The sequence below is a fragment of the Martinezella sp. CNPSo 3795 genome (assembly GCF_057784475.1).
Genome location: NZ_JBXSOQ010000002.1, coordinates 647,896 through 670,594, shown reverse-complemented (window position 1 = coordinate 670,594; position 22,699 = coordinate 647,896). Strand labels below are relative to the sequence as shown.

The following is a 22,699-nucleotide window of genomic DNA, read 5'->3' as shown; positions in this document are numbered from 1 at the left end:
GCACCGTTCCTCGTTGTCGAACTACGACATGATCAAACCGCCATCGACATTGATCGTCTGGCCCGTGATATAGGCCGCATCGTCGCTGGCCAGGAAAGTGACGAGACCGGCGACATCTTCGCCCGATCCGGCCCGTTTCATCGGAATGCCCTGGACCCATTCCTTCATGAGTTCGCCGGGGCCGTAATTGCCCAAAAGCTTCCCCCAAGCCTGGTCGTTATAGGCCCACATGTCGGTTTCGATGATGCCTGGGCAAAAAGCGTTCACTGTGATGCCTTCGGTCGCGACTTCCTTGGCAAGGCTCTGGGTAATGCCGACGACGCCCATCTTCGATGCCGCATAATGCGGCGTGTAGATGAAGCCGTCCCGCGCCTGGCCGGAAGCGGTATTGATGATGCGGCCGCCGCGGCCATGTTTGCGCATGCGGGCAATCGCCTCCTGGGCGCAGAGGAAGACACCTTTGGTATTGACCGCCATGACCTTGTCCCATTCGCCCTCGGTCATGTCCTCGACGCGGGCGATGGTGATGACACCGGCATTCTGGATGGAAACATCGACGGCACCGAAGGCCACCTCAGCCGCCTCGTAGAGCCCCTTCACACTGGCCTTGTCGGTCACGTCACCGATGAAGGAAATCGCCTTCCCGCCGTCAGCCTTGATCGCATCGGCGACCGCATGGACGGAATCCTCATTGGCCGAGACTACGAGATTGGCGCCCTCACGCGCGAACCGTCTGGCGATCGCGGCCCCGATGCCGCGGCTCGCGCCGGTGATGACCACGGTCTTGTTTTCGAAACGCTGCATTTCCTATTCCTTTCGCGGTGACAGCCACGCCAGGCGCCGGCTCAAGGGGCCGAGCGCCCGCCTGTTGCTGGCGACTTCAAACGGCGGCCGAGATAATCCCGGCAAACTCCGATGCCTTCAGGGATGCGCCCCCGACCAGGGCACCATCGACGTTGCGAACGCCGAAGATTGCCCTTGCGTTCGATGCTTTGACCGAGCCGCCATAGAGGATCCTGACATCCTTCCCCTCTTCTCCCAGCCGCTTTTCAAGCGCCTGACGGATGGACGAATGCATCTCCTCGATCTGCTCCAGGGTCGGAACTAGCCCTGTTCCGATCGCCCACACTGGTTCATAGGCGATCACCGTGTTCGAACTGGTTGCGGTGTTGGGAATTGATGCTTCTAGCTGGGCACGAACCACTTCGATCGCCCTGCCCTCGTCCCGTTCCGCACGTGTCTCCCCGACGCAAATGATGCTCGTCAGCCTGGTCTCATGGACCGCGACAGCCTTGGCCGCAACTGCGCCGTCCGTCTCCCTATAGGCCGAGCGCCGCTCGGAATGTCCCAGAATGACGAAACGAGCGCCGATTTCGGCGAGCATCTCGGCGGAAACATCTCCGGTATAGGCGCCTGAGGTCCGCGCGTGACAATCCTGTGCCCCAATGGCAATCCCTGATCGTCGCACCCGTTCGACCGCTTTCTCGACCAGCGTTAAGGGCGGGCAGACGACGATGTCACACGCCGCGTCGTCCGTTATTCCCTTCAGCGCCTCGATCTCGGCCAGGGAGGACGCGAGACCGTTCATTTTCCAGTTGCCGGCAATCAGTTTCCTCATCGCATCACCAGCAGCAAAACCCGCCATCGACGAGCAGATCGACGCCCGTCACGAAGCTTGCGGCATTCGACAGCAGGAAGACGGCTGGGCCGACCATCTCATCGACCGTTGCCATGCGCTGCATCGGCGTCTGCTCTTCGAAAAGTTTGGTCTGATGAACCATTTCCGGACGCGTGTTCATCGGCGTCGCCGTATATCCCGGCGAGATGGTGTTGACGCGGATGCCGCGACCGACCCACTCCATCGCGAGCGACTTCGACATGTGGACCACACCGGCTTTGGAGGCGTTGTAATGAGCCTGGCTCAGGCCGCGATTGACGATGACGCCGGACATGGAGGCGATATTGACGATCGATCCGCGTCCGTTCTTCAGCATCGCGCGTGCTTCCGCCTGGCAGGACAGAAAAACGCCCTTCAGGTTGATGTCCATCAGCGTCTGGTACTGTTCTTCTTCCATCTCTTCCGCGGGATTGGCATTGGCGATACCGGCGGCATTGACTGCAAGCGTCAAGGCACCAAGCTCCGCCTGTGTGCGGGCAACCGCATCCGCAAGAGAAGATTTGCTGGTGACATCAGCCGCGATCTGGATGGAACGGCGACCGGCCGCTTCGATATGCGAAGCCGTGTTCGCGAGACCATCGTCGGATCGACGGTCCAGAAGCGCGACGTTGGCGCCGCACTGCCCAAGACCGATGGCGATACGCTGCCCAATCCCGCTTCCAGCGCCGGTCACAAGCGCGACCTGTCCCTCAAGATCGAAAAGCTTCGGGGCGTTCAGAGTGATGTCGGACACCGCTCTTCCTTTCTGTTTGTCTAGATTGTCGCAAGTTCCATGACAGAGACGTCATTGGCCTCGTCACGATTGAGAATGCCTGCCTGCTTGCCCTGTGCAAGCACGAGAATCCGGTTGGAGACACCAAGAACCTCCTCGAGATCGGAGCTGACGACGATGACGGCCACCCCCTGCTTTGCGAGGTTGACGATGATGTCGTAAATGCTGGCTCGCGCGCCGACATCGATGCCACGGGTCGGCTCATCGAGGACGACGACCTTGGGGTCACGCATCAGCCACTTTGCGATGACTACCTTTTGCTGGTTGCCGCCCGACAGGTCCGAGGCATATTGCTCGGCCCGGCCTTTAACGCCGAATTTCGCCACAGCCTTTTCGGCGAAAGCACGTTTGACACGTGATGTGATCCAGCGCCCACCGAGCTTATCGAGATTGGCATAGATGATGTTTTCACTGATGCGATGGCCAACGACGAGACCCTGCTCCTTGCGATCCTCGGGCACCATCACGATGCCCTTGGCGATCGCATCGGCCGGATTGCGAAGCTTGAGCTCCTCACCCTCCAGCTTGATCGAGCCGGCGATGATCGGATCAGCGCCAGAAACGGCACGGACGAGTTCGGTGCGGCCGGCACCGACCAGCCCGGCAATGCCGAGGATCTCCCCGGCGCGAACTTCGAACGTCACGTCCTGGAAGGACCCGTCAGGCGAACTCAATCCGCTGACCTGCAAAACAGGGCGATCCGTCGGTTCGGGAAGAGCCGGGAACATCCGGTCCAGCGAACGGCCGACCATGCTTTCAACGATGGTACGAACGGGTGTGGCGCTGTCGGCGAACTCCTGAACCCGCTCGCCATCGCGCAGGACGACGATGCGATCGGTGATCTGCTTGATCTCCTCCATGCGGTGGGAGATGTAGATGATGCCGACACCTTCAGACCGAAGCTTTCTCACCTGCTCGAACAGCGCTTCCGTCTCCGCGCCACCAAGCGCTGCGGTCGGCTCATCGAGAATCAGCAGCTTGGCATTGAGCGCCAGCGCCTTGGCGATCTCGATGAGCTGCTGATTGGCAGTCGACAGGCCCGCGACCTTGCGTGTCGCTGGAATATGTAGGTTCAGGCGTGCGAGCTGTTCCTGGGCGCGCCGGACCATCTGAGGGCGATCGACAGCCCCGTTCTTCATCGGCCATCGCCCGATGAAGACATTTTCGGCGATCGAAAGATGCGGCAGGAGCTGCAATTCCTGATGGATCAGGACGACGCCCTTGTCGATCGCCTCGCGCGGCGTGGCGGGCGCATAGGGCTGCCCCAGCCATGTCATCGTTCCCTCGGAAGGCGTGCGTGATCCGGCGATGATGCCCGACAAGGTCGATTTGCCGGCGCCGTTTTCACCGAGAAGCGCGACCACTTCACCCGGATAGACATCAAGGCTGACATTCTTCAGCACCTGAAGCGGTCCGTAGCGCTTGGATATGCCCCTCAGGGAAAGAACGGGCTCAGTCACGGCACACCTCCTCAAGATTTCAGGACGATTACGGGTGGTTGGCGATGAAGCCGGCCACGTTTTCCTTGGTCGTCAGCGTGGCGTCCATGAGCTGCACCGCGGGCACCTTCTCGCCGGCGACGAGCTTGACGGCATTGGCGACCGCGTCGCGGCCCATCTTCTGCGTCTGCTGCGTCGCGGTCACATCGAAGACACCCTTGCTGAGCGCTTCCAGAGCCGCCGTATCGCCGTCGAAGCCGCCGACAACGATCTTCTGGGACGGGTTTGCAACCTTGATCGCCTGCGCGGCGCCGAGGGCAAGCGCGTCGGCCTGAGCAAACACGATCGATACGTCGGGATTTGCCTGCAGCATGTTCTGCATGATCTGGAAGCCCTCGTCCTGGGCCCACATGTTGGAATATTGCTCGGCAACCACCTTCACGCCGGGGTTTGCCTTCAGCGATTCGGCGCAACCCTTGCTGCGGTCGACTTCAGGCGTCGTGCCCTTCTGGCCGTGGATGATCACCATCTTGCCCTTGCCGCCGGCCTGCTTGAGGATGTAGTCGCAAACGGCCTTGGCCGACGCGATGGAATCCGTCGCAAGGAAAGTGTCGCCAGGCGCGCCGTCGGCATTGCGGTCGACGTTGACGACAGGAATACCCGCATTCTTGGCGAGCTTTACCGGAACACTCGCGGCAGCGGCACCGGCCGGAATATAGATCAAGGCATCGATATTCTGGGTGAGCAGATCCTGAATCTGGTTGATCTGCGTCGGACCGTCGCCCTTGGCATCCACGGTGACGACCTGAATGCCACGCTTCTTGGCTTCATCCTCGACGGACTGCTTGATCTGGTTGAAGAAGTTTGCCTGCAGGTTCGCGACCGCCAGGCCGATCTTCTTGGTGTCTTTTGCCTGAACAGAGCCCAACGACATCGCCAGCACGGCGGCCGAGGTCAGAAGAATGCGCGCAAGTTTCATTTCATTTCCTCCTTTTTTAGTGAACCCTTGGGCATATCCTCCCCCTCGGGCAAATGATCCGCTCCAAACCGTTCGGAGGGGAAATCGCTGGGATCCGCCGGACGCGGGCCAGAATGTCAGGCCCGCCGCCTGCGGATCGTTTCCGCACCGACCGCGAGCACGATGACGATGCCAATGATGACCTGCTGCAGGAATGGCGAGACGTTGAGCAGATTGAGACCGTTGCGCAGGACACCGATGATCAGGACGCCGATCAGCGTGCCGCCGATACCGCCGGACCCACCGGAGAGCGAAGTGCCACCAATGACGACGGCCGCAATCGTGTCGAGTTCGTATCCAAAGCCGCTGGATGGCTGAACCGAATCGAGACGAGCCGCCAATACGATACCGGCAAGACCGGCAAGTACCGCGCTTGCGACATAGACCGCAATCGTCACTAGCTGAACATTGATGCCGGCGAGACGAGCCACTTCCGGATTGCCGCCCACGGCATAGAGCATGCGCCCCTCGGAGCGGAAGTGAAGGAACACCCAGGCCACGGCGACGACCGCCAGCATCAGGAAGACCGTTGCCGTCAGCACGCCGAAATGGCGATCGATCGCGAGCATCATGAACCAGTCGGGAAATCCGACGATCTGCTGGCCATCCGTGATCATGTTCGCGACACCGCGCGCGGCCGACATCATAGCCAAAGTTGCGATAAAGGCCGGAACCCTGAAAAGAGTGACGAGAAGCCCGACGATCAGTCCGCTCACCGCGGAGGCGGCAAGTGCGACCACGATGCCGGCGGCAAGCGGCAGGCCGGCGATATTTGCCGTCCAGCCCATGACCATCATGGACAGCGCAAGAACCGAACCGACGGAAAGGTCGATGCCGCCGATCAGGATGACGAAAGTCATGCCGACGGCCATGATTCCGAGCACGGTGATCTGATCGAGAATGTTGAGGCCGTTGCGGAGCGAAAGAAACGCATCGGTGCTGAGGCTCAAGAAAACGCAAAGAGCGAGCAATCCGACAAGCGGTCCGGTAGCACCGGTGAGCTTTCTCAGCCATGCCACGGACGGACGGCTCTGTTCATTAACGTCGATCGCCACCATCATTCCTCCCTGGGACCTGAGGCTAGCGGCCATGTCTGGCGGCTAGAACTTCAAGCCAGAATATTTATTCACATATGCTGGAAAATTCATTACCAACTCACTTTGGCGCTGTCAACCGGGTCTTATCTGCCTGTTTTACTAACAACGGATATATGGGGGCTTGACTAACGGCCCTCCTGTGCAAAAATATAAACTAATGAATATTTATTCACACGAGGAAATAATGGAGCTTTCCGAACTTGAACGTGTTGCTCGCCAGATACGTCTGCGAGACCTCCAGGCAGTCTACGAGGCAGGGGCCGGACATATTGGCGGCGAGATGTCCGTGATCGACCTTCTGACCGCGTTGTATTTCCGCGTGCTGCGCGTCTGGCCGGATCAGCCGAAACATCCCGATCGGGACAGGTTTGTGCTGTCGAAGGGACATACGGCGTGCGCGCTCTACGTCACTCTGGCGAAACGCGGCTTCATCCCGGAAGACGAGATTTCGACGTTCCTGAAGCCGCATTCACGGCTCAATGGACACCCCAATTGCAACAAGGTGCCGGGCGTCGAAACCAATACTGGTCCTCTCGGACACGGCCTGCCGGTCGCGGTTGGCATGGCCAAGGCGGCGAAATTATCCGGGGCCGGCTACCATACCTACGTGATCACCGGCGATGGCGAGATGCAGGAAGGCTCCAACTGGGAGGCGATCATGGCCGCGGCGCAGTTCCGGCTTGATAACCTCACCCTGATCGTCGACCACAACCGTTTCCAGCAGGGTGCCGCGCTTTCGGATACGAACGACATAGCACCTCTTCGCCCGAAGCTCGAAGCCTTTGGCTGGGACGTCAGCGAAATCGACGGCAACAACATGCACGAGGTCGTCCCGGCGCTCGAGCGCCGAAGCGAGCGCCCCCACTGCATCGTGGCCCACACCAACAAGGGGCACGGAATCTCTTTCATGCAGGACCGCGTCGACTGGCACCACAAGGTTCCGAACAAGGAACAGTACGAAGTCGCATTGGCAGAATTGTCGGAGGCACTTTAATGAACGCGCCTGTGAATGCACCCAAGCTCCATGACTGCCGAGACGCTTTCGCATCGACGCTCGAACGCCTTGCCGCCGAGAACGAAACGATCGTCGCAGTCTGCAACGATTCGGTCGGATCTTCGAAGCTCGGCGGCTTCAAGTCCAAATTCCCCGATCGGCTGGTCAATGTCGGCATCGCCGAGCAGAACATGGTCGGCGTGGGCGCGGGCCTCGCCAATGGCGGACGCCTCCCCTATGTCTGCGGCGCGTCACCGTTCCTCACAGGACGATCGCTTGAGCAGATCAAGGCCGACATCTCCTACTCGAACGCTAACGTCAAGCTCGTCGGCATTTCCTCCGGCATGGCCTATGGGGAGCTCGGCCCGACCCATCACTCGATAGAGGATTTCGCCTGGACCCGAGTTCTGCCCAACCTCCCCGTGATCGCGCCTTGCGACCGCATCGAGACGGCGGCGGCGGTGGAATGGGCGGCAAATTACAATGGTCCATGCTTCCTGCGCCTGTCGCGGGTCAGCGTGCCCGACCTGCTGCCGGAGGATTATAAGTTCGAGCTTGGAAAGGCCAATCTCTTGCGTGAAGGTTCCGATGTCACGCTCATTGCGAACGGAACGTTGACCCATCGCATGGTGAAGGCCGCCGATATCCTCGCGCAACGCGGCATAGAGGCCAGGGTGATCAATCTCGCCACGGTTCGTCCGATCGACGAGGATGCCATCATTGCCGCCGCCAAGGAAACCGGCGCGATCGTGACGGCGGAAGAACATTCGATCTTTGGCGGGTTGGGATCGGCCGTGGCCGAGGTTGTCGTCGACAACGCCCCCGTGCCGATGACGCGCCTCGGCGTTCCCGGCATCTACGCGCCGACCGGTTCTGCCGAATTCCTGCTCGATGAATTCGGCATGGCCCCACCAGCTATTGCCGACGCCGCGCAAGCGCTTATCAAGCGCAAGTAGACAAACAGACGCGTTGGAACCGGCGCGGATTGCCGTCGGTTCCAGTCATTGGAGGCGGATGATTTTAGCTGGAATAGAGCTAAAGTCTGAATCCGCTTTGAAATCAAAGAAATAGAGCATGATGTCGTCCGAGAACCGCTCACACTTTTCGGTACCATGCTCCGGTGGAGGATATGATGCGGGCCATTCTGGCAATCGACCAGGGAACCACCAATTCCAAGGCGGTACTGGTCTCCGAGAGCGGAGACATCATTGCCAGAGGCTCGGCTCCGGTAGGCATCTCCTATCCGCGGCCCGGCTGGGTCGAGCAGGATCCCGATCGGATTTACGCATCCGTCTGTGAAGCGATCGCACTATGCCTGCGAAGCGCGCCCGTCGCGACAATCGAAGCGATAGCGATCTCCAATCAGCGGGAATCCGTCACCATTTGGGATGCCGAAACTGGCAAAGCGCTCGGACCGGTCTTGAGCTGGCAATGCCGGCGCACCGCGTCGGATTGCGAGCGTCTTATCGCGGACGGGCATCTCAAGCGCGTCGAGGCGCTGACCGGCCTCCCCCTTGATCCGATGTTTCCTGGTCCGAAATTCCGATGGCTTCTCGATCGGGTCGCGCATGGGAAAAAGGTCCGCATCGGAACGATCGACAGCTGGCTCGTTCACTGCCTTACCGGCGGTCGCAAGCATGTCTGCGACGCCTCGAACGCCGCGCGAAGCCAGTTGTTCGACCTTGAGGCCCAAACCTGGAGCAGGGAATTGGGTGCGATTTTCGGAGTCGATATCCGGCTCCTTCCGGAGGTACTCGACAGTTCCGCGGACATCGGAACAACGCACGGCCTTGCCGGCGTTCCGGATGGCACGCCGATCAGATCGGCCATCGGGGACAGCCATGCGGCCCTGTTCGGACACGGGGCCTTCAAGCCGGGCGACGGCAAGGCGACCTTCGGAACAGGGTCTTCTGTCATGACCACTCTTCCGCGCTTCATCGCGCCGCGCAACGGCATCACCACGACGGTCGCCTGGCGCATCGCCGGACAACCGACCTTCGCATTCGAAGGCAATATCCTCGTGTGCGCCGCGAGCCTGCCCTGGATGGCCGGCATCCTGGGCCTTCCGGATGTTGGCTCCCTTATCGACCTAGCGGCGACCGCTGAGCCTGATGGCCCGGGCTTCGTGCCCGCCTTCGTCGGTTTGGGCGCCCCTTACTGGAATTCCGACGCCCGTGCCCTTTTCTCACAGATCAACTTCAGCACAACCCGCGCGCAGATGGCGCGCTCGGTTACTGACTCGATCGCTTTCCAGGTTCATGACGTGATTACGGCCATGCGAGCACAGAGCGGTGGCGATCTCGGCACGCTTTATGTCGACGGTGGCCCGAGCCAGAACCGCTTTCTCATGCAGTGCGTATCAAACCTGGTGGGGCACGCCGTCATCCAGTGCGAGGCACCGGAAGCCTCCGCTCTTGGGGCAGCCTATCTCGCAGGTCTCTCGATAGGCCTGTGGCCGGATCTCGTCGCCATCGCGGCGCTTCCGAGAAACAATAAGATCATCGAGCCGGAGAACATCGACAGTACAGGCCTCCTGAACAGGTGGAATGATGCGCTGGCCCGCTCGACGTTGCGCGCAACTCCGGTTAAAGGTGAATAAAAATTCACCCCGGGATCAACGATGGCTCGCCTTAACGAACTCCGCCTCATCTCAAGAGTTGCCCAGATGTACCATATAGAGGGCAAGCGGCAGGCGGATATCGCGCAGCACCTTCGCCTGTCGCAGGCGACGGTGTCGCGAATGCTGAAACGGGCCGAGGCGGAAGACATCGTTCGCACGAGCGTCATTCCGCCCGTCGGCACCTACAGCGAACTCGAAGGAGCGCTGCGCGAGAAGTACGGTCTCCCCGAGGCAATCGTCGTCGAATGCACGGAGGACCGCGACGGCGCCATCATGGCCCGGATCGGCGAAGCCGCCGCGCATCTTTTGGAGGTGACGCTTGCACCCGGCGAAATCATCGGCGTTTCGAGCTGGAGCCAGACGATCTTCAGGATGGTGGAGAACATTCATCCGCAAAAGAGCGCCCAGGCCAAGTACGTCGTTCAGACGCTGGGCGGCATGGGCGACCCGTCGGTCCAGACTCATGCCACCCAGCTGACCACCCGCCTCGCTCGACTGACCGGCGCCGAACCGAAGCTTCTTCCAGTACAGGGCGTCACGACCTCGCGCGAGGCCAAACTCCTGATGCAGGCGGATCCGTTCGTGCGGGAGACCATGGATCTTTTCGGCAGCATCACGCTTGCCATCGTCGGCATCGGCGCCGTGGAGCCGTCGGAACTGCTGGCGAGATCCGGCAATATCTTCTCGTCGCGGGAGCTCGCCGATCTTGCCGAGGCCGGTGCGGTCGGCGATATATCGCTGCGGTTCTTCAACAAGGACGGCAAGCCTGTCAAAACGCCGCTCGATGAGCGCGTGATCGGCTTCCCGCTAGAAGATCTCGAACGGGTCGATCGGGTCATCGCGCTTGCCGGCGGAGCGAAGAAGACAGCGGCGATCGCCGGCGCCCTGAGGATCGGAGTTATCGATACGCTGATAACGGACAAGTTCAGCGCCGAGCGCCTCATAGAATCATAGGCGGTCACGGCGGCAGCAATCTGTCGTCAATGGGATCGCCGCCTATGTGGTTGGCCGTAGAGACTTCAAACGCCCGTAGCTCAGATACCTACGATGAGGCCTTTGGCCTTCAGTACAGGTTCAAGCTTGCTGACTTCGATGACCGACTTGCCCTGTTTGTAGGCCTCGATGTATCCAGCTTCGGCCTCGTCGCGGGCCTGTGAGAGCCGCGCGACATCCAGCGCCTCTTCCTGGCGAACGATGACCAGTCCGTCGGCGTCGCCGATGACGATGTCGCCGGGATTGATGATCTCTCCGCCAACGATGACCGGATCGTTGACCGCAGCGATCGTCTCCTTGACTGTGCCCTTGATGCAGACGCTCAGCGAGAACACCGGAAATCCAAGTTCTCTCAGTTGCAGCGTGTCGCGCACGCCGGTATCGGTCACCAGGCCACCAATGCCCTTGGCTAGGCAGGCATTGGCCAGAACATCGCCGAAGGAGCCTGCTTCCTCATACTCACCCGCGGAGACAACGATGATATCGCCCGGTTTGGCGTAGTTGATCGCGAGCTGGAGCATGATGTTGTCACGCGGCGCACACTTGACCGTGAATGCCGGGCCGCAGAGCTTCATGCGATAATCCACGGGCTTCAGCCGCGAGGACAGCGCGCCGCGACGGCCCTGGGCCTCATGGATCGTCGCGGGCGAGAATTTGGCAAGCGCCTCGATGTCGGCCTTGCTTGGACGCTTGGCAATATCTTTGATGTGGGTCAAGGAAACCTCCCATGGTTAAGCCGGTGGCGGGCGCGCCCGCCGCCTGTTATCGATAACGATTTTGATGGATGGACTGACCGGCTAGGCCGCCCTTCGTCAGGGGATGGGGTCGAACTTCAATTCGGTGATCGGGACGACCTTTTCGGTACGGGTCATTTTGTATTCGGTGTTCTGTCCGAGCCATTTCTCCCAGATCTTGTTGATCTCGCCTTTGCCGTCGAGCGTGTGCAGGATTTCGTTGATCTTTGCGGTCAGCGCGGGCTGATCCTTTTGCATACCGATGCCAACCGGCTCCAGCAGCATCGGTTCGTCGATCATGCGCATCTGCTTGCCCTTCGTCTTGGATTCGTTGACAAGCAGCGTCGTCGTCATGGTGTTGGCGACCAGACCGCGCGCCTTGCCCTGCTGAACGGCGAGATAGGCAGACCCGGTGTCCTGGAAGGTCAGCGGATCGGATTTGTTGAGTTTGATTGCCAGTTCCGAAGTCGAGCCCTTGGTCGAGGCAAGCCGCTTGCCCTCGAAATCGGCTTTCGTCTTGCCGGCATCATCCGCGGGAACGATGAGCATTTCCTTGGCGATATAATAGGGGTCGCTGAACTGGATCTGTTCCGCGCGGCTGAGCGTATAGGCAAGATTGGCAACCGTGATATCGACGCGGCCAAGTTTCACTTCGGGAACACGCGCCTCGACCGAGATCGGCTTGATCTCGGCTTTCACGCCGAGTTCATTTGCGATCGCCCGGCACAGATCGACATCGAAGCCGACCATTTCTCTGGTCTTTGGATCGGGCGAGGAAAACGGCGGCACGTCGGCATAGGTCGCGCAGCGCAGCGTCTTTGCCGACATGATGGTGTCGAGTTGATCCGCCTTGGCCGGCAGGGCAATGGCGACGCCGGAAAGCGCCAATGTCAGGGCAAGATATTTCCAGTCCATAGCTGTTCTCCTTGTTATTGATTTGTGGTGCTTTATCTCTTTGTTTTCTCGCAATTCCGGACGGAAAACCGCTACACACTTTTCCTGGAATTGCTCTAATGGCGCAGATCGGAAAGAAAGCGCTGAGCTCTGGGATGACGAGGGCTCTTGAAAAACTCCTCGGGTGGCGCGGTTTCCAAGATCTCACCGGCATCGATGAACCAGATCCGGTCGGCCACATCGCGAGCAAAGCCCATTTCATGGGTGACGCAGAGCATGGTCATTCCTTCGGCCGCCAAGCTTTTCATGACACTAAGCACCTCGCCGACCATCTCGGGATCAAGCGCGCTCGTCGGCTCGTCGAAGAGCATGACCGGCGGCTCCATCGCGAGCGCGCGGGCAATGGCGACGCGCTGCTGCTGACCACCAGAAAGCTGGCCGGGATAGGTAGTCGCCTTGTCGGCAAGACCGACGCGCTCAAGCAGTGCGAGCGCCTTGTCGCGCGCCACTTTCGCCGGCACGCCCTTGACCCGGATCGGTGACATGGAAACATTGTCGACAACAGATAAATGGGGAAACAGGTTGAAATTCTGAAAGACGAAGCCGATCCGGCTGCGCAGCCGATTGAGCTCGGCAGCGCCCATCGCGGCATGAATATTCTTTCCCTCGAAATCTATCGAACCGCTATTGATCTCCTCCAGCCGGTTGATCGTGCGGATCAAGGTCGACTTGCCGGAGCCAGACGGTCCGCAAATAACGACGACTTCGCCGCGACTGACATCGGCATCGATGTTGTTCAACACCTGATAATGACCATAGCTCTTGCAGACCGCGTGAAGACGGATTTCCCGAGCGCCATCCTGCGGTGCGGAAACTGGGATGCTCATAACTGCTCCGTGAATGTTTTTAAGGGAACGACGTCGCTGCGCAGGCGTATCTTCCGCGGACCGGCCCGCCGGCGGGCAATTCGCCGTTCAACGCTGTTCGCGACGTGGGTCAGGCTCCAGCAGAGCACATAATAGACCGCGGCGAGGATGAAGAAGACCTGGAAGGGTTGCGACAGAAGCTGGTTGTTCACCTGGCTTGCCGCGAAAGTCAGATCCGGCACGTTGATGATGTAGCCGAGCGTCGTGTCCTTGATCGTCGAGACTAAGGTCGAGATCATGCTCGGGATCATGTTGTAGAGCGCCTGCGGCAGGATCACGAAACGCATCGCGCCGATGTAACCATGGCCGAGCGCCCTGGCGGCATCCATTTGCCCCTGGCCGAGCGAGACGATGCCGGCCCGCACGACCTCGCTCAGGAAGGCGCCCTCATAGATCACGAGCGTTACCAGCATGATCAGGAAGCTCGGCACGTCGGCGCCCGTCCAAAGCGGAACGATGAAATAGCACCACAGGATCAGCATCAGCAGCGGAACGCCGCGCGTGATGTAGACGAGGCCAGTTGCGGGCCATCTGAGGACTGCCCATTTGGAGAGGCGAGCCATGGCTAGCAGAATGCTGACAGGAAATGCGAGCGCGATGGCCAGTGCTGAAAGGATCAGCGTATTGGCAAGGCCACCCAGCGGGCCATTGGGATACTGACCGATCAGCAGCAGAAGCCAATAATCGTGGATGATCTTGATGATATCCTGGATCACGCACGCGCCCTCCGCGCCGGATCGCTGCGCAGCGAGATATATGTGCCGAAGGCCATGATGATGAGCGAGAAGAACAGATAGATGACCGTGCCGATCAGATAGATCTCAAAGGTTCGGAAACTGACATTGTCGATCTCCTTGATGGCATGGGTAAGCTCTGACGCACCGACGACGATCGCGAGACTGCTGTTCTTGAACAAGGAAACGCTGTGATTGATGAGCGGCGGCAGAGCATTGCGCACGCCCTGGGGCAGGATGACGAAACGCATGGCCGAGATGTAGCCATGCCCGAGCGCTTTCGCCGCTTCCATCTGCCCTGGGCTGACCGACCGCATGCCGGAGCGCAAATCCTCGCTGAAATAGGCGGCCTGGCACAATCCCAGACCTATGATGGCAAAGATCGCCTCGGCATCATGATCGGCAAGCCAGTCGGTGATGCCTTGCGGCATCAGCGTATAGATCCCGAAATACCAGAACATCAGCTGCACAAGCGTCGGCACGTTGCGGTGATAGGAGACGTAAGCCTTCACGATCGGATCGCCGATGCGAAGCGGCGAGACGCGAAGGGCAAAAAGCAGGATGGCCAGCGTCATCGCAAGGAGCCAGGAGCCGATATAGATGACGAAAGTCATCTCAATGCCTCGCAAGAGCATCGCGACATAATCCGGATTCCTCAGAATGGCCGACAGATCGAACCCGCTCACCGCTTCGCACCTTTCGCATCATAGGTGGCGGCGGACGTCTCGGGCTTTGCCGTCTGCAGGCCGCCCATCACCTGCAATGTCGGGGTGATTTCCATGTGGCCGATATTGACCGCGACCGGCGCTGAAATCGCAAAGGCGATCGCATCGGCGATATCGGCCGCCTGCGGCAGCTCGAACCCGTCGATGAAGCGCTCGCGCACGCTCGGGTCATCGCCATGGACGTGGTTGAAGATATCGGTCGCGACGCGGCCGGGGCAGATCTCGGTGACCCGGACCCGCTTGCCGAATGCATCGATACGCAGCTGGTTCGACAGCATCGCAACACCGGCCTTCACGGCATGGTAAGTGGAGTTGCCGCCGAAATTGTAGTGTCCGGCGATCGAGGAGATATTGACGACATGCCCGCGGTCGCGAGCAACCATGCCCGGCACGACCAGACGGCAGATGTACAGAACGGCGCGAAGATTGACGTCGATGAGCAGATCGATGTCCTCTTCATCCGCCTGAAGGAATTTCTTCGGTCGGTCAACACCGGCATTATTGACCAGAATGTCGAACTCGACACTGCTCGCAAGAGCGGCGATTGCGGCACGATCCGTGACATCGATGACATGTGCGATGCATCCCGTGCGCTCGGCCAGCTCCTTCAGGGCACCGGCGCTGCGAGCGATCGCATGCACTTCGATGCCCTCGCGGCAAAGCCGCTCGACCACGGCGGCGCCAATACCGGAGGAAGCGCCGGTGACCAGCGCGGTCTTGTAATCGGAGAATGGCATTCTGATCCCCTTTTTGTTGGTGTGGACATTAGCGGAGCTTCAACTCCTTGCCTAAGACCGATTACTTTTGGAGTAATAAGCAAGTTTTATGGAGATGTGCCGGCCGCCAGCCAGCCGGCCAAAGCCGCGGGTCATCGCGCCACTTTCGCAGCGACTCGCAACGGTTGCCGACATCGGCCCGCGTTGCAAAACAGATCCGTGTCTGCAAACATGCCCGGCAAGGACAGAACAGCACGAATGCCATGGATATCAGACGCTTCAAATCCTTCATCGCTATCGTCGATAGCGGCAGCATCACGCGGGCCGCCGATATCCTGCATCTCGCGCAGCCCGCTCTCAGCCAGCAATTGGCGGCGCTTGAGGAACATTTCGGCCAGAAGCTCCTGATCCGAAGCCAGCAGGGCGTCAGCATGACCGATGCCGGACACGCGGTTTATCGGCACGCGCAAATCATTCTGCGCCAGATGGAACAGGCGCAAGCCGATGCCGCCGCCGCCGGTAATTCGCTTGCTGGACGCGTCTCGGTCGGTCTCGTGCCTTTCAGCAGCGCCGCCACGCTTTCGGTCGATCTTCTGGCGGAGACACGGAAGAGGCACCCCGGGATTCTACTTCATCTGACGGAGAGCGTCGGCCAGACCTATAGCCAGATGATCATGACCGGCCGGCTGGAAATGGCATTGATCCACGGTACGGGGCCGATCAAGGGCGTGCGGTTCGAGCCGATCCTGAGGGAGGAATTCTACCTTGTCGCTCATCGCAATTTCGCGATCGATTCAGACCAGAAACCCGTACCGGTCAGTGCCCTCGATGGGATGCCGATGCTGTTGCCGCCGGCTTACAATTTCGTGCGCCGGGCCGTCGATGCCGCCTTTACGCGTAGCCGCATCAATCTCAAGGTCGTGGCCGAAGTCGAGATCGTGCGCACCCTGGCGCGCGCCGTCGGAAGCGGGCTTGGCGCGACCATCATGCCAAAAGCGATCGCCGACCGTATCGTCTCGGAATCGAGCGAGCCTCTCGTCTGCCGGCTGATCTCGCCGCGGATCGAGGAAACGCTGTCGCTTTGCACGTCCGATCAGAACTCGTTGTCGGAGCCGGCATTCGCCGTCAAGGACATCCTCGTCGAGCTGACAGAGCAATTGAAGTTTTAGAGCTTCGGAACGTGTCCTTCCCGACCCGCAAGCCGGATCGCAGTCGTGCGGAATCGTCTCTCAGCGCATATCGTGGCAGAATTCGGCGATACGGGCGCAGCCCTCGCCAAGCTTTTCCATGCTTGTCGCGTAGGAAATGCGGAAATAGGGGCTCATGCCATAGGCTGAACCCTGCACTGTCGCGACATGTTGCTCTTCGACCAGCGCCATGACGAAATCGACGTCGCTCTCGATCTTGCGTCCGCCCTTGGTGGTCTTGCCAATCAGGCCGGACATGTTGGGATAGATATAGAAGGCGCCTTCCGGCTTGTGGCAGCGCAGCCCATCGACCTTCGACAGTTGATCGAGGACAAAGTCGCGTCTTTCCCTGTAGATTGCCGCCCGCTCCTGCAGGAGATCCTGCGGACCGTCCAGCGCCGCGATCGCCGCCGCCTGTGTGACGGTTGCAATACCGCCGCCGTTTTGACCGTTGACGTTGCTGATGGCGGCAATCAGCTCCTTCGAACCGCTCGCGCAATATCCCAAGCGCCAACCGGTCATGGCATAGGCCTTGGAGACGCCGTTCATGGTCAGGACCCGGTCGTAAAGCCTCGGTTCCGCATCGGCGATCGTGCAGAATTCGAAACCATCATAAACCAGATGTTCGTAGATATCGTCGGTGAGTATCCAGACATCCGGATGGCGCAGCATGACCTCGGCGATCGCTGCCATTTCCGCGCGCGAGCAGGCAGCGCCCGTCGGGTTGTTCGGGAAGTTCAGAATCAGCCATTTTGTGCACGGCGTGATCGCGGCCTCAAGGTCTTCGGGACGCAGCTTGAACCCGGCCTGCTCGAAGCAAGGCACGGCGACCGGGACGCCGCCGGCAAACTTGACGATATCGGCATAGCTGACCCATGACGGCGTGGGAATGACGACCTCGTCACCTGGATTACAGGTGGCAAGCATCGCGTTGAAGATCACCTGCTTGCCGCCGCCCGAAACGACGATCTGGCTCGCATCGTAATCGAGATTGTTGTCGCGCTTGAATTTTCGGCTGATCGCAGCCTTCAACGCCGGCGTACCATCCATCGGCGGATATTTTGTATCGCCTCCAAGTGCGGCAGCATGCGCTGCATCGATTGCATGGGCCGGTGTCGGAAAATCCGGCTCCCCGGATGAAAGGCTGACGACCTTGATGCCTTTGGCGGCCAGCTCGCGGGCGCGTTGGGTCATGGCGGCGGAAGCGGAGATGGAAACATTCTTCAGGCGATCAGCTGTGGAGGGCATTGGCGTGTTCTTTCGGTGGAAATGAAAAACTTGGTGGCCGGAGGCAATCAGGATGCAAGCTCAGCCGCAGGTGTGAGCGTGGCTCCAGTGGCCTCGATTTCGTTGCGGATAATTCGCGCGAGCTCCAGCGAGCCGGGCGTATCTGAGTGCACGAGGATCGATCTCGCCGGCATTTCAAGCGCGGTGCCGTCGATTGCCTCGATGGTTCCATCGGTCAGGAAACGGCGCACTCGCGCCCGCACGGAAGCTTCGTCCTTGACCAGTGCTCCCGGCAGATCGCGGGAAACGAGCCTGCCGCCGGCATCATAGGCGCGGTCGGCCAGAAACAGCGCCAGCGTCTTGAGTTTCGCGCGTTTTGCCGCCCTTTCGATTTCGCTGTCAGGCGTCACGAACACGACGAGGCGCTGATCGACCGTGGCAATGGCATTCATCATCAGATCGGCGAGCGCTGGATCGCGATTGACCATATTGCCCATGGCCGCGTGAAAACTGAAATGTCCAAGGGTCATGCCTTCGCTCCTAGCGATGGCGGTCAATGCACCAAGCTGATAGAGCATCTGCTGCCGTAGCTCGTCCGGCTGGAACGCCATCTCGCGACGGCCGAAGCCCGCGCGATCCGGCAGCCCCGGATGCGCGCCGATGCCTACGCCATTCTCCTTGGCGAGACGAACCATGCGCGCCATCGTCCCCGGATCCCCCCCGTGAAAACCACAGGCGATGTTGGCCGATGAGACGATCTTCATCATCGCTTCGTCATCACATAGCCGATAGGGACCAAAACCTTCCCCCATGTCGGAATTCAGATCGATTTTCACCCGCGCCTCCACTTGGTCCCCACCACTCTCATCAGACCATTGCCTTCAAAGCACGCTTGACCATCTGCGACGTCCGCCTGATATCCTCGACGTAGCCGGTCATGGCCTGCTCCACGGCGCGTGCCTCGGCATGTGTCGCACGGACGAACCGCAACCGGCTTCCGATCCGTGCCTGACCGAGCCGCCACAGATCGCATTCGACGACGCCGGCGATCTTCGGATAGCCGCCCGCGGTATTGGCATCGCTCATCTGAATGATCGGTTCACCGCCGGGCGGGACCTGAATCACGCCAGGCACCACGCCATGAGAGCGCATCTCGACCGTCGACATCGGCCTTATGGGTTCGCCGGATAGTCGATAGCCGGTGCGGTCGCTGCTTGACGATATGCGCCAGACCTGACCCCAGAAGGCCTCGCCTTCCGAGGCGAACAGCTCATGTTCGCCAGCAACGATCGCACGGATGGACAGCACGCCATCAGTTGGGGCCGGAAAGACATCATGCAGCGCCACCGCCGGCTCGACGACGGCAAGACCACCAGCCGGCAAGGGGAGCTCATCGGCGGCCGCCCCAAATTCAATCCTATCGCCCCTGACGAGCGCTCGACCGGCATTGCCGCCGAAGCCACCGCGCAGGGATGTGCTGCGCGAGCCCATGAGAACCGGCACATCCAGCCCTCCGCGGAACACGAGATAGGCGCGCGCTAACCGGGGCGGCTGCCTTACCTCCAGAAGCTGACCCGGCTCGGCGACGTGGGTGCACCAGGAACGCAGCTCCCTTCCGTCCAGCGTGGGGCTGCCATCCGCGCCCGTGACGGCAAAGATGCCACCCGTCTCGAACCGCAGCTTGAACGGAAAGGTCTGGACCTCTATTCCCGCCGCGTCGTCGTCATTGCCAATGAGGATATTGCCGATCTTCACCGCAAGGGGGTCCATCGCGCCGCTGGCCGTGACGCCAATATCGCGATAACCGGGGCGGCCGAGATCCTGAACCGTGTTGAATGGGCCGGTTTCAATGATCTCAATCATAGCTCGATCCTTGCCGGCAGAAAACGCACCGTATCGCCGGGCGCCATCAGGGCTGGCGTCGCGGAGGCCGGATCGAACATCTGCAGATCCGCATGTCCGAGCGAGTTCCACCCGTTCGGGCCTGTCAGCATCGCAACGCCTGTCTGCATCCCCCCGATCGTCACGCTGCCCTTCTCCATCCTGAGCGACGGAATGGTCTTGCGCGGCATGTAGATGCGCGGGTCGAGCCCGTGCAGGTAGCCGAAACCGGGGGCGCTTCCCAGGGCAAAGACGCGGTAACTCGCCTCATAGTGGATGCGCACGACCTCACGGTCGCTCAAGCCGCAAAAATCGCAGATCGCGGGAAGATCAATCGCATAGCTGCCGCCATAGTGAACGGGGATTTCGATGATCTTTCCCGCCAGATCGAGGCTATCGGCCTTGTTCCATGCTTCAAGAAGCCGGCCCGCCACCAATTCGGGATCCTCGGGCGTCTCCTTGAAGATCGCTAGAAGATTGGTCATCCCGGGGATCACTTCCGCTATATCGGTCCAGCCCTTCACCGTTTGCGCCAGGGCCCAGATCCACCGCTGCGCAGGCAGATGGAATTCGCCGGGCGCTTCGAGCAGGAAAGATCGGGTGCCGATACAGGAGATCCTGGCCCGGCCCTTGGAGGCGGGAACGATTTCGCGCGACGATGTGACGGTGTTCGAGGTGGCGATCATGACAGCGGCTCGATTTCGAACAGGGGATCCCCGAATCCGACCAGGGCTTCAGCCTCGACCAATTGCCTGACCAGCAAACCGGTCCTGCCGGCGAGAATGGGAAGCAGGACGGAACCGATGCGGATGAACCCGATCACATCCTCGCTGGAGACAGCGCGCGGAAGATGCCCGGTTCCATCGGAATCCAAAGGATGCAAGGAATAGAAGTGGCCCGCCATCGGCGCTTTGGCCACCGCCACTGGTATCGTCGGTTGAGGCTGCGCGTTTCTCGTCAGCCTGATTTCAGCATGCCCAGCCTTCGAAACCACGATACGCAGATTGGCGCCCGGTCGCGAAATTTCCAGACCGTCGACGCCTGCCGCCGTCAGCGCTTCGGCCAAGGCCGCGATGATCGAAGGATCGCTAAAGTCGATCGCGCTCATGCCGCCCTCCTCTGCCGAAGCCATTGCTCCAGATAGTGGATATCGGTCTCGCCCCGGGCAAAGCCTTCATCGTCGAACAATGCGCGCAGCAACGGCAGGTTGGTGGAAATCCCTCCTATCCGGGTGGCGGCAAGCGCCTCTCGCATTCTTGTCATCGCGTCGGCCCGGGTAGGCGCATGAACGATCAACTTGGCGATGAGCGAATCATAATAGGGCGAGACGCGATAGCCGGCATGAATATGGGTATCGACCCGGATACCTGGCCCTTCCGGCAGCGCCAGATCGGAGATCGTGCCCGCAGACGGCAAGAAACTTTCCGGGTCCTCGGCATTGACGCGGCATTCGAACGAATGACCGACACATGCCACATCGTCCTGGCGCATTTCGAGGGGAATGCCCTGGGCGACCATTATCTGCGCCTGAACGATATCGATCCCGCTGGTCATCTCGGTGACGGGATGCTCGACCTGCAGGCGCGTGTTCATTTCGATGAAGTAGAAAGCGCCGTTTTCATAGAGGAATTCGAAGGTTCCGACGCCGCGATAGCCGATCTGCCGGCAAGCTTCCACGCAGGCCAGGCCGACGGAGCCAATCGCTTCCGAAGAGATCCCGGGCGCAGGGGCCTCTTCCACGACCTTCTGATGCCGGCGCTGCATCGAGCAATCGCGATGCCCGAGCCAGACGGCATTGCCATGGATATCGCAGAGCACCTGAATTTCGATGTGACGCGGATGCTGAAGGAATTTCTCTATATAGAGTGTTGGAGAGCCGAAAGCCTGACGAGCCTCTTCCCGTGTCAGGACGATGGCCTCGTGCAGCTCGCCTGCGCCCGGAACCACCCGCATCCCTCTGCCGCCTCCGCCGCCGGCGGCTTTGATGATCACGGGATAGCCTATCTCCTGGGCGATCTGCTCGACCGACGCCGGATCATCCGGAAGCGATGTATCGGGACCAGGCACGCAGGGCACACCGGCAGCAATCATTGCCCGTTTCGCCGATATCTTGTCGCCCATGATCGCAATCGAGGAAGCGTCCGGCCCAATGAATGTGAGACCGGCTTTCTCAACGGCTTCGGAAAAGGCAGCGTTCTCGGACAAAAAACCGTAGCCGGGGTGGATCGCACCCGCTCCGGTCAGTTGCGCGGCAAGGAGGATCGCATTTTGATTGAGATAACTGCCGGCTGCGTTCGTCGGACCGATGCACAGAAAGGTGTCGGCGGTCTCGCCGTAAGGTGCCTGCCTATCGGCTTCAGAGCAAATCGCCACCGTCTTCAAGTCGAGTTCGCGGCAGGCCCGCTGAATTCGCGCGGCAATTTCGCCGCGATTGGCAATCAGGACCGTATCGAAACGGCGGCGTGCCAACCCCACCCTGTCGAGAGATTCCGCCATCACGCGATCTCCGCGAGCATGTCGCCCGTCTCGACTTCGCCGCCATCTATTTGGGTGATCTGCCTGATGCGGCCGGCCCGCGGGGCTGCGATCTTGTTGAAGACCTTCATCGCTTCGATGATGAAGAGCGTCTGCCCTTCCTCCACAATGTCGCCGATCTTGACGAAGGGCTCCTGCCCGGGTGCGGCCGCCCGATGCAGAACGCCGAAGATCGGCGCCGCCACGGTGACGGCCGTGCCTTGTGATGAAACATCGCCGCCTTGTTGAGCATGACCGGTTGCTGCGCTGGCGGCCACCTGCGCTGGCGCGAACGAATCCGTCGGATTGGGCGTTCGGAAGATCCGAACCGTGACATCCCTTTCCGTCACCGTGAGTTCGGTAACGTTGGATCGTCCAACAAAATCGATCAGTGTCTTTATCTTCGGCAGATCCATGCGAGAACTCGGTATTTCGGAGCACCTCCCGCAATCCAATGGACAATGGCTGCGTTTGGCTGACTACCTCCCTACACGATGGCTCTCACGATGGGGTCAAAGGAACTTTTGATGGCGCAGCGCTGCGACCGACC

The 22,699-nt window shown here is 60.3% G+C and carries 24 protein-coding genes; 5 read left to right on the top strand and 19 right to left on the bottom strand.

The annotated features are described in order from the left end of the window. Positions 1–21 precede the first annotated feature (21 nt). From AC13QY_RS07960 to AC13QY_RS07935, 6 genes are all read right to left on the bottom strand, one after another. Positions 22–804 carry a glucose 1-dehydrogenase gene (locus AC13QY_RS07960; RefSeq protein WP_145634496.1) on the bottom strand — a complete coding sequence of 261 codons (783 nt, stop codon included), beginning with the start codon at positions 802–804 and terminating at the stop codon, positions 22–24. A 76-nt stretch (positions 805–880) separates the two neighbouring features. Further along, entirely contained in the window at positions 881–1,618 is a 738-nt protein-coding gene (tpiA, locus tag AC13QY_RS07955) for a triose-phosphate isomerase (RefSeq protein ID WP_488493176.1), read from the bottom strand. 4 nt (positions 1,619–1,622) lie between these two features. Next, the gene (locus tag AC13QY_RS07950) at positions 1,623–2,411 is read right to left on the bottom strand and encodes an SDR family oxidoreductase (RefSeq protein WP_488493175.1); all 789 of its coding nucleotides are present in this window, start codon (positions 2,409–2,411) and stop codon (positions 1,623–1,625) included. Positions 2,412–2,431: 20 nt separating this feature from the next. Further along, entirely contained in the window at positions 2,432–3,910 is a 1,479-nt protein-coding gene (locus tag AC13QY_RS07945) for a sugar ABC transporter ATP-binding protein (RefSeq protein ID WP_488493174.1), read from the bottom strand. Positions 3,911–3,938: 28 nt separating this feature from the next. After that, entirely contained in the window at positions 3,939–4,868 is a 930-nt protein-coding gene (locus AC13QY_RS07940; protein WP_488493173.1) for a substrate-binding domain-containing protein, read from the bottom strand. A 116-nt stretch (positions 4,869–4,984) separates the two neighbouring features. Beyond that, positions 4,985–5,965, bottom strand: a complete 981-nt coding sequence (locus AC13QY_RS07935) for an ABC transporter permease (protein WP_069614389.1) — start codon at positions 5,963–5,965, stop codon at positions 4,985–4,987. A gap of 196 nt (positions 5,966–6,161) precedes the next feature. On the opposite strand from AC13QY_RS07935, the gene AC13QY_RS07930 reads away from it, so the two are divergent. The 4 genes from AC13QY_RS07930 to AC13QY_RS07915 all read left to right on the top strand — a co-directional run bounded on the left by AC13QY_RS07930 (position 6,162) and on the right by AC13QY_RS07915 (position 10,572). Continuing rightward, positions 6,162–6,998: a transketolase gene (locus AC13QY_RS07930; RefSeq protein WP_488493391.1), complete on the top strand. Its 837-nt coding sequence runs from the start codon at positions 6,162–6,164 to the stop codon at positions 6,996–6,998. Next, complete coding sequence (locus AC13QY_RS07925; RefSeq protein ID WP_488493172.1) at positions 6,998–7,954, top strand: transketolase family protein; 957 nt, start codon at positions 6,998–7,000, stop codon at positions 7,952–7,954. Before AC13QY_RS07930 ends, AC13QY_RS07925 begins: the two co-directional genes overlap by 1 nt. A gap of 176 nt (positions 7,955–8,130) precedes the next feature. Next, positions 8,131–9,597, top strand: a complete 1,467-nt coding sequence (locus AC13QY_RS07920; protein WP_488493171.1) for an FGGY family carbohydrate kinase — start codon at positions 8,131–8,133, stop codon at positions 9,595–9,597. Positions 9,598–9,618: 21 nt separating this feature from the next. Beyond that, positions 9,619–10,572 (top strand): sugar-binding transcriptional regulator, encoded by a 954-nt coding sequence (locus AC13QY_RS07915; protein WP_075855981.1) that lies wholly within the window; start codon positions 9,619–9,621, stop codon positions 10,570–10,572. Positions 10,573–10,652: 80 nt separating this feature from the next. Here the strand turns inward: AC13QY_RS07915 and AC13QY_RS07910 are convergent, their stop codons facing one another. The 6 genes from AC13QY_RS07910 to AC13QY_RS07885 all read right to left on the bottom strand — a co-directional run bounded on the left by AC13QY_RS07910 (position 10,653) and on the right by AC13QY_RS07885 (position 15,361). After that, on the bottom strand, positions 10,653–11,327 hold the full coding sequence (locus AC13QY_RS07910; protein WP_488493170.1) for a 4-carboxy-4-hydroxy-2-oxoadipate aldolase/oxaloacetate decarboxylase: 675 nt from the start codon (positions 11,325–11,327) through the stop codon (positions 10,653–10,655). A gap of 96 nt (positions 11,328–11,423) precedes the next feature. Then, positions 11,424–12,260: an ABC transporter substrate-binding protein gene (locus AC13QY_RS07905; RefSeq protein WP_113331074.1), complete on the bottom strand. Its 837-nt coding sequence runs from the start codon at positions 12,258–12,260 to the stop codon at positions 11,424–11,426. 95 nt (positions 12,261–12,355) lie between these two features. Then, positions 12,356–13,126: an amino acid ABC transporter ATP-binding protein gene (locus AC13QY_RS07900; RefSeq protein WP_183810180.1), complete on the bottom strand. Its 771-nt coding sequence runs from the start codon at positions 13,124–13,126 to the stop codon at positions 12,356–12,358. Continuing rightward, on the bottom strand, positions 13,123–13,881 hold the full coding sequence (locus AC13QY_RS07895) for an amino acid ABC transporter permease (protein WP_488493169.1): 759 nt from the start codon (positions 13,879–13,881) through the stop codon (positions 13,123–13,125). Before AC13QY_RS07895 ends, AC13QY_RS07900 begins: the two co-directional genes overlap by 4 nt. Then, on the bottom strand, positions 13,878–14,585 hold the full coding sequence (locus AC13QY_RS07890; protein WP_488493168.1) for an amino acid ABC transporter permease: 708 nt from the start codon (positions 14,583–14,585) through the stop codon (positions 13,878–13,880). Before AC13QY_RS07890 ends, AC13QY_RS07895 begins: the two co-directional genes overlap by 4 nt. Continuing rightward, a complete protein-coding gene (locus AC13QY_RS07885) occupies positions 14,582–15,361 on the bottom strand; it encodes an SDR family oxidoreductase (RefSeq protein WP_488493167.1) in 780 nt (259 codons plus the stop codon). Before AC13QY_RS07885 ends, AC13QY_RS07890 begins: the two co-directional genes overlap by 4 nt. Before the next feature lie 242 nt (positions 15,362–15,603). On the opposite strand from AC13QY_RS07885, the gene nac reads away from it, so the two are divergent. Beyond that, a complete protein-coding gene (nac, locus tag AC13QY_RS07880) occupies positions 15,604–16,509 on the top strand; it encodes a nitrogen assimilation transcriptional regulator NAC (protein ID WP_113229123.1) in 906 nt (301 codons plus the stop codon). Between the two features lie 60 nt (positions 16,510–16,569). Here the strand turns inward: nac and AC13QY_RS07875 are convergent, their stop codons facing one another. Genes AC13QY_RS07875 through AC13QY_RS07845 form a run of 7 tightly spaced genes read right to left on the bottom strand, consistent with a single transcriptional unit; the run spans position 16,570 to position 22,565 of the window. After that, the gene (locus AC13QY_RS07875) at positions 16,570–17,775 is read right to left on the bottom strand and encodes a pyridoxal phosphate-dependent aminotransferase (protein WP_488493166.1); all 1,206 of its coding nucleotides are present in this window, start codon (positions 17,773–17,775) and stop codon (positions 16,570–16,572) included. A gap of 47 nt (positions 17,776–17,822) precedes the next feature. Beyond that, entirely contained in the window at positions 17,823–18,590 is a 768-nt protein-coding gene (locus AC13QY_RS07870) for a 5-oxoprolinase subunit PxpA (protein ID WP_488493165.1), read from the bottom strand. A gap of 31 nt (positions 18,591–18,621) precedes the next feature. Beyond that, positions 18,622–19,617: a 5-oxoprolinase subunit C family protein gene (locus tag AC13QY_RS07865; protein WP_488493164.1), complete on the bottom strand. Its 996-nt coding sequence runs from the start codon at positions 19,615–19,617 to the stop codon at positions 18,622–18,624. Next, entirely contained in the window at positions 19,614–20,321 is a 708-nt protein-coding gene (gene pxpB / locus AC13QY_RS07860; protein WP_488493163.1) for a 5-oxoprolinase subunit PxpB, read from the bottom strand. Before pxpB ends, AC13QY_RS07865 begins: the two co-directional genes overlap by 4 nt. After that, on the bottom strand, positions 20,318–20,743 hold the full coding sequence (locus tag AC13QY_RS07855; RefSeq protein ID WP_488493162.1) for an acetyl-CoA carboxylase: 426 nt from the start codon (positions 20,741–20,743) through the stop codon (positions 20,318–20,320). The genes pxpB and AC13QY_RS07855 overlap by 4 nt, the downstream gene beginning before the upstream one ends. Then, positions 20,740–22,131 (bottom strand): acetyl-CoA carboxylase biotin carboxylase subunit, encoded by a 1,392-nt coding sequence (locus AC13QY_RS07850; protein WP_488493161.1) that lies wholly within the window; start codon positions 22,129–22,131, stop codon positions 20,740–20,742. Before AC13QY_RS07850 ends, AC13QY_RS07855 begins: the two co-directional genes overlap by 4 nt. Further along, the gene (locus tag AC13QY_RS07845; RefSeq protein ID WP_488493160.1) at positions 22,131–22,565 is read right to left on the bottom strand and encodes an acetyl-CoA carboxylase biotin carboxyl carrier protein; all 435 of its coding nucleotides are present in this window, start codon (positions 22,563–22,565) and stop codon (positions 22,131–22,133) included. Before AC13QY_RS07845 ends, AC13QY_RS07850 begins: the two co-directional genes overlap by 1 nt. Positions 22,566–22,699: the final 134 nt, after the last annotated feature.

What these genes read in the sequence shown, in the direction of transcription:
- AC13QY_RS07960 (WP_145634496.1), bottom strand. Translation starts at nt 804, where the DNA reads ATGCAGCGTTTCGAAAACAAGACCGTGGTCATCACCGGCGCGAGCCGC.
- tpiA (WP_488493176.1), bottom strand. Translation starts at nt 1,618, where the DNA reads ATGAGGAAACTGATTGCCGGCAACTGGAAAATGAACGGTCTCGCGTCC.
- AC13QY_RS07940 (WP_488493173.1), bottom strand. Translation starts at nt 4,868, where the DNA reads ATGAAACTTGCGCGCATTCTTCTGACCTCGGCCGCCGTGCTGGCGATG.
- AC13QY_RS07935 (WP_069614389.1), bottom strand. Translation starts at nt 5,965, where the DNA reads ATGGTGGCGATCGACGTTAATGAACAGAGCCGTCCGTCCGTGGCATGG.
- AC13QY_RS07930 (WP_488493391.1), top strand. Translation starts at nt 6,162, where the DNA reads ATGAATATTTATTCACACGAGGAAATAATGGAGCTTTCCGAACTTGAA.
- AC13QY_RS07925 (WP_488493172.1), top strand. Translation starts at nt 6,998, where the DNA reads ATGAACGCGCCTGTGAATGCACCCAAGCTCCATGACTGCCGAGACGCT.
- AC13QY_RS07920 (WP_488493171.1), top strand. Translation starts at nt 8,131, where the DNA reads ATGCGGGCCATTCTGGCAATCGACCAGGGAACCACCAATTCCAAGGCG.
- AC13QY_RS07915 (WP_075855981.1), top strand. Translation starts at nt 9,619, where the DNA reads ATGGCTCGCCTTAACGAACTCCGCCTCATCTCAAGAGTTGCCCAGATG.
- AC13QY_RS07905 (WP_113331074.1), bottom strand. Translation starts at nt 12,260, where the DNA reads ATGGACTGGAAATATCTTGCCCTGACATTGGCGCTTTCCGGCGTCGCC.
- AC13QY_RS07900 (WP_183810180.1), bottom strand. Translation starts at nt 13,126, where the DNA reads ATGAGCATCCCAGTTTCCGCACCGCAGGATGGCGCTCGGGAAATCCGT.
- AC13QY_RS07885 (WP_488493167.1), bottom strand. Translation starts at nt 15,361, where the DNA reads ATGCCATTCTCCGATTACAAGACCGCGCTGGTCACCGGCGCTTCCTCC.
- nac (WP_113229123.1), top strand. Translation starts at nt 15,604, where the DNA reads ATGGATATCAGACGCTTCAAATCCTTCATCGCTATCGTCGATAGCGGC.
- AC13QY_RS07875 (WP_488493166.1), bottom strand. Translation starts at nt 17,775, where the DNA reads ATGCCCTCCACAGCTGATCGCCTGAAGAATGTTTCCATCTCCGCTTCC.
- AC13QY_RS07865 (WP_488493164.1), bottom strand. Translation starts at nt 19,617, where the DNA reads ATGATTGAGATCATTGAAACCGGCCCATTCAACACGGTTCAGGATCTC.
- pxpB (WP_488493163.1), bottom strand. Translation starts at nt 20,321, where the DNA reads ATGATCGCCACCTCGAACACCGTCACATCGTCGCGCGAAATCGTTCCC.
- AC13QY_RS07855 (WP_488493162.1), bottom strand. Translation starts at nt 20,743, where the DNA reads ATGAGCGCGATCGACTTTAGCGATCCTTCGATCATCGCGGCCTTGGCC.
- AC13QY_RS07850 (WP_488493161.1), bottom strand. Translation starts at nt 22,131, where the DNA reads ATGGCGGAATCTCTCGACAGGGTGGGGTTGGCACGCCGCCGTTTCGAT.
- AC13QY_RS07845 (WP_488493160.1), bottom strand. Translation starts at nt 22,565, where the DNA reads ATGGATCTGCCGAAGATAAAGACACTGATCGATTTTGTTGGACGATCC.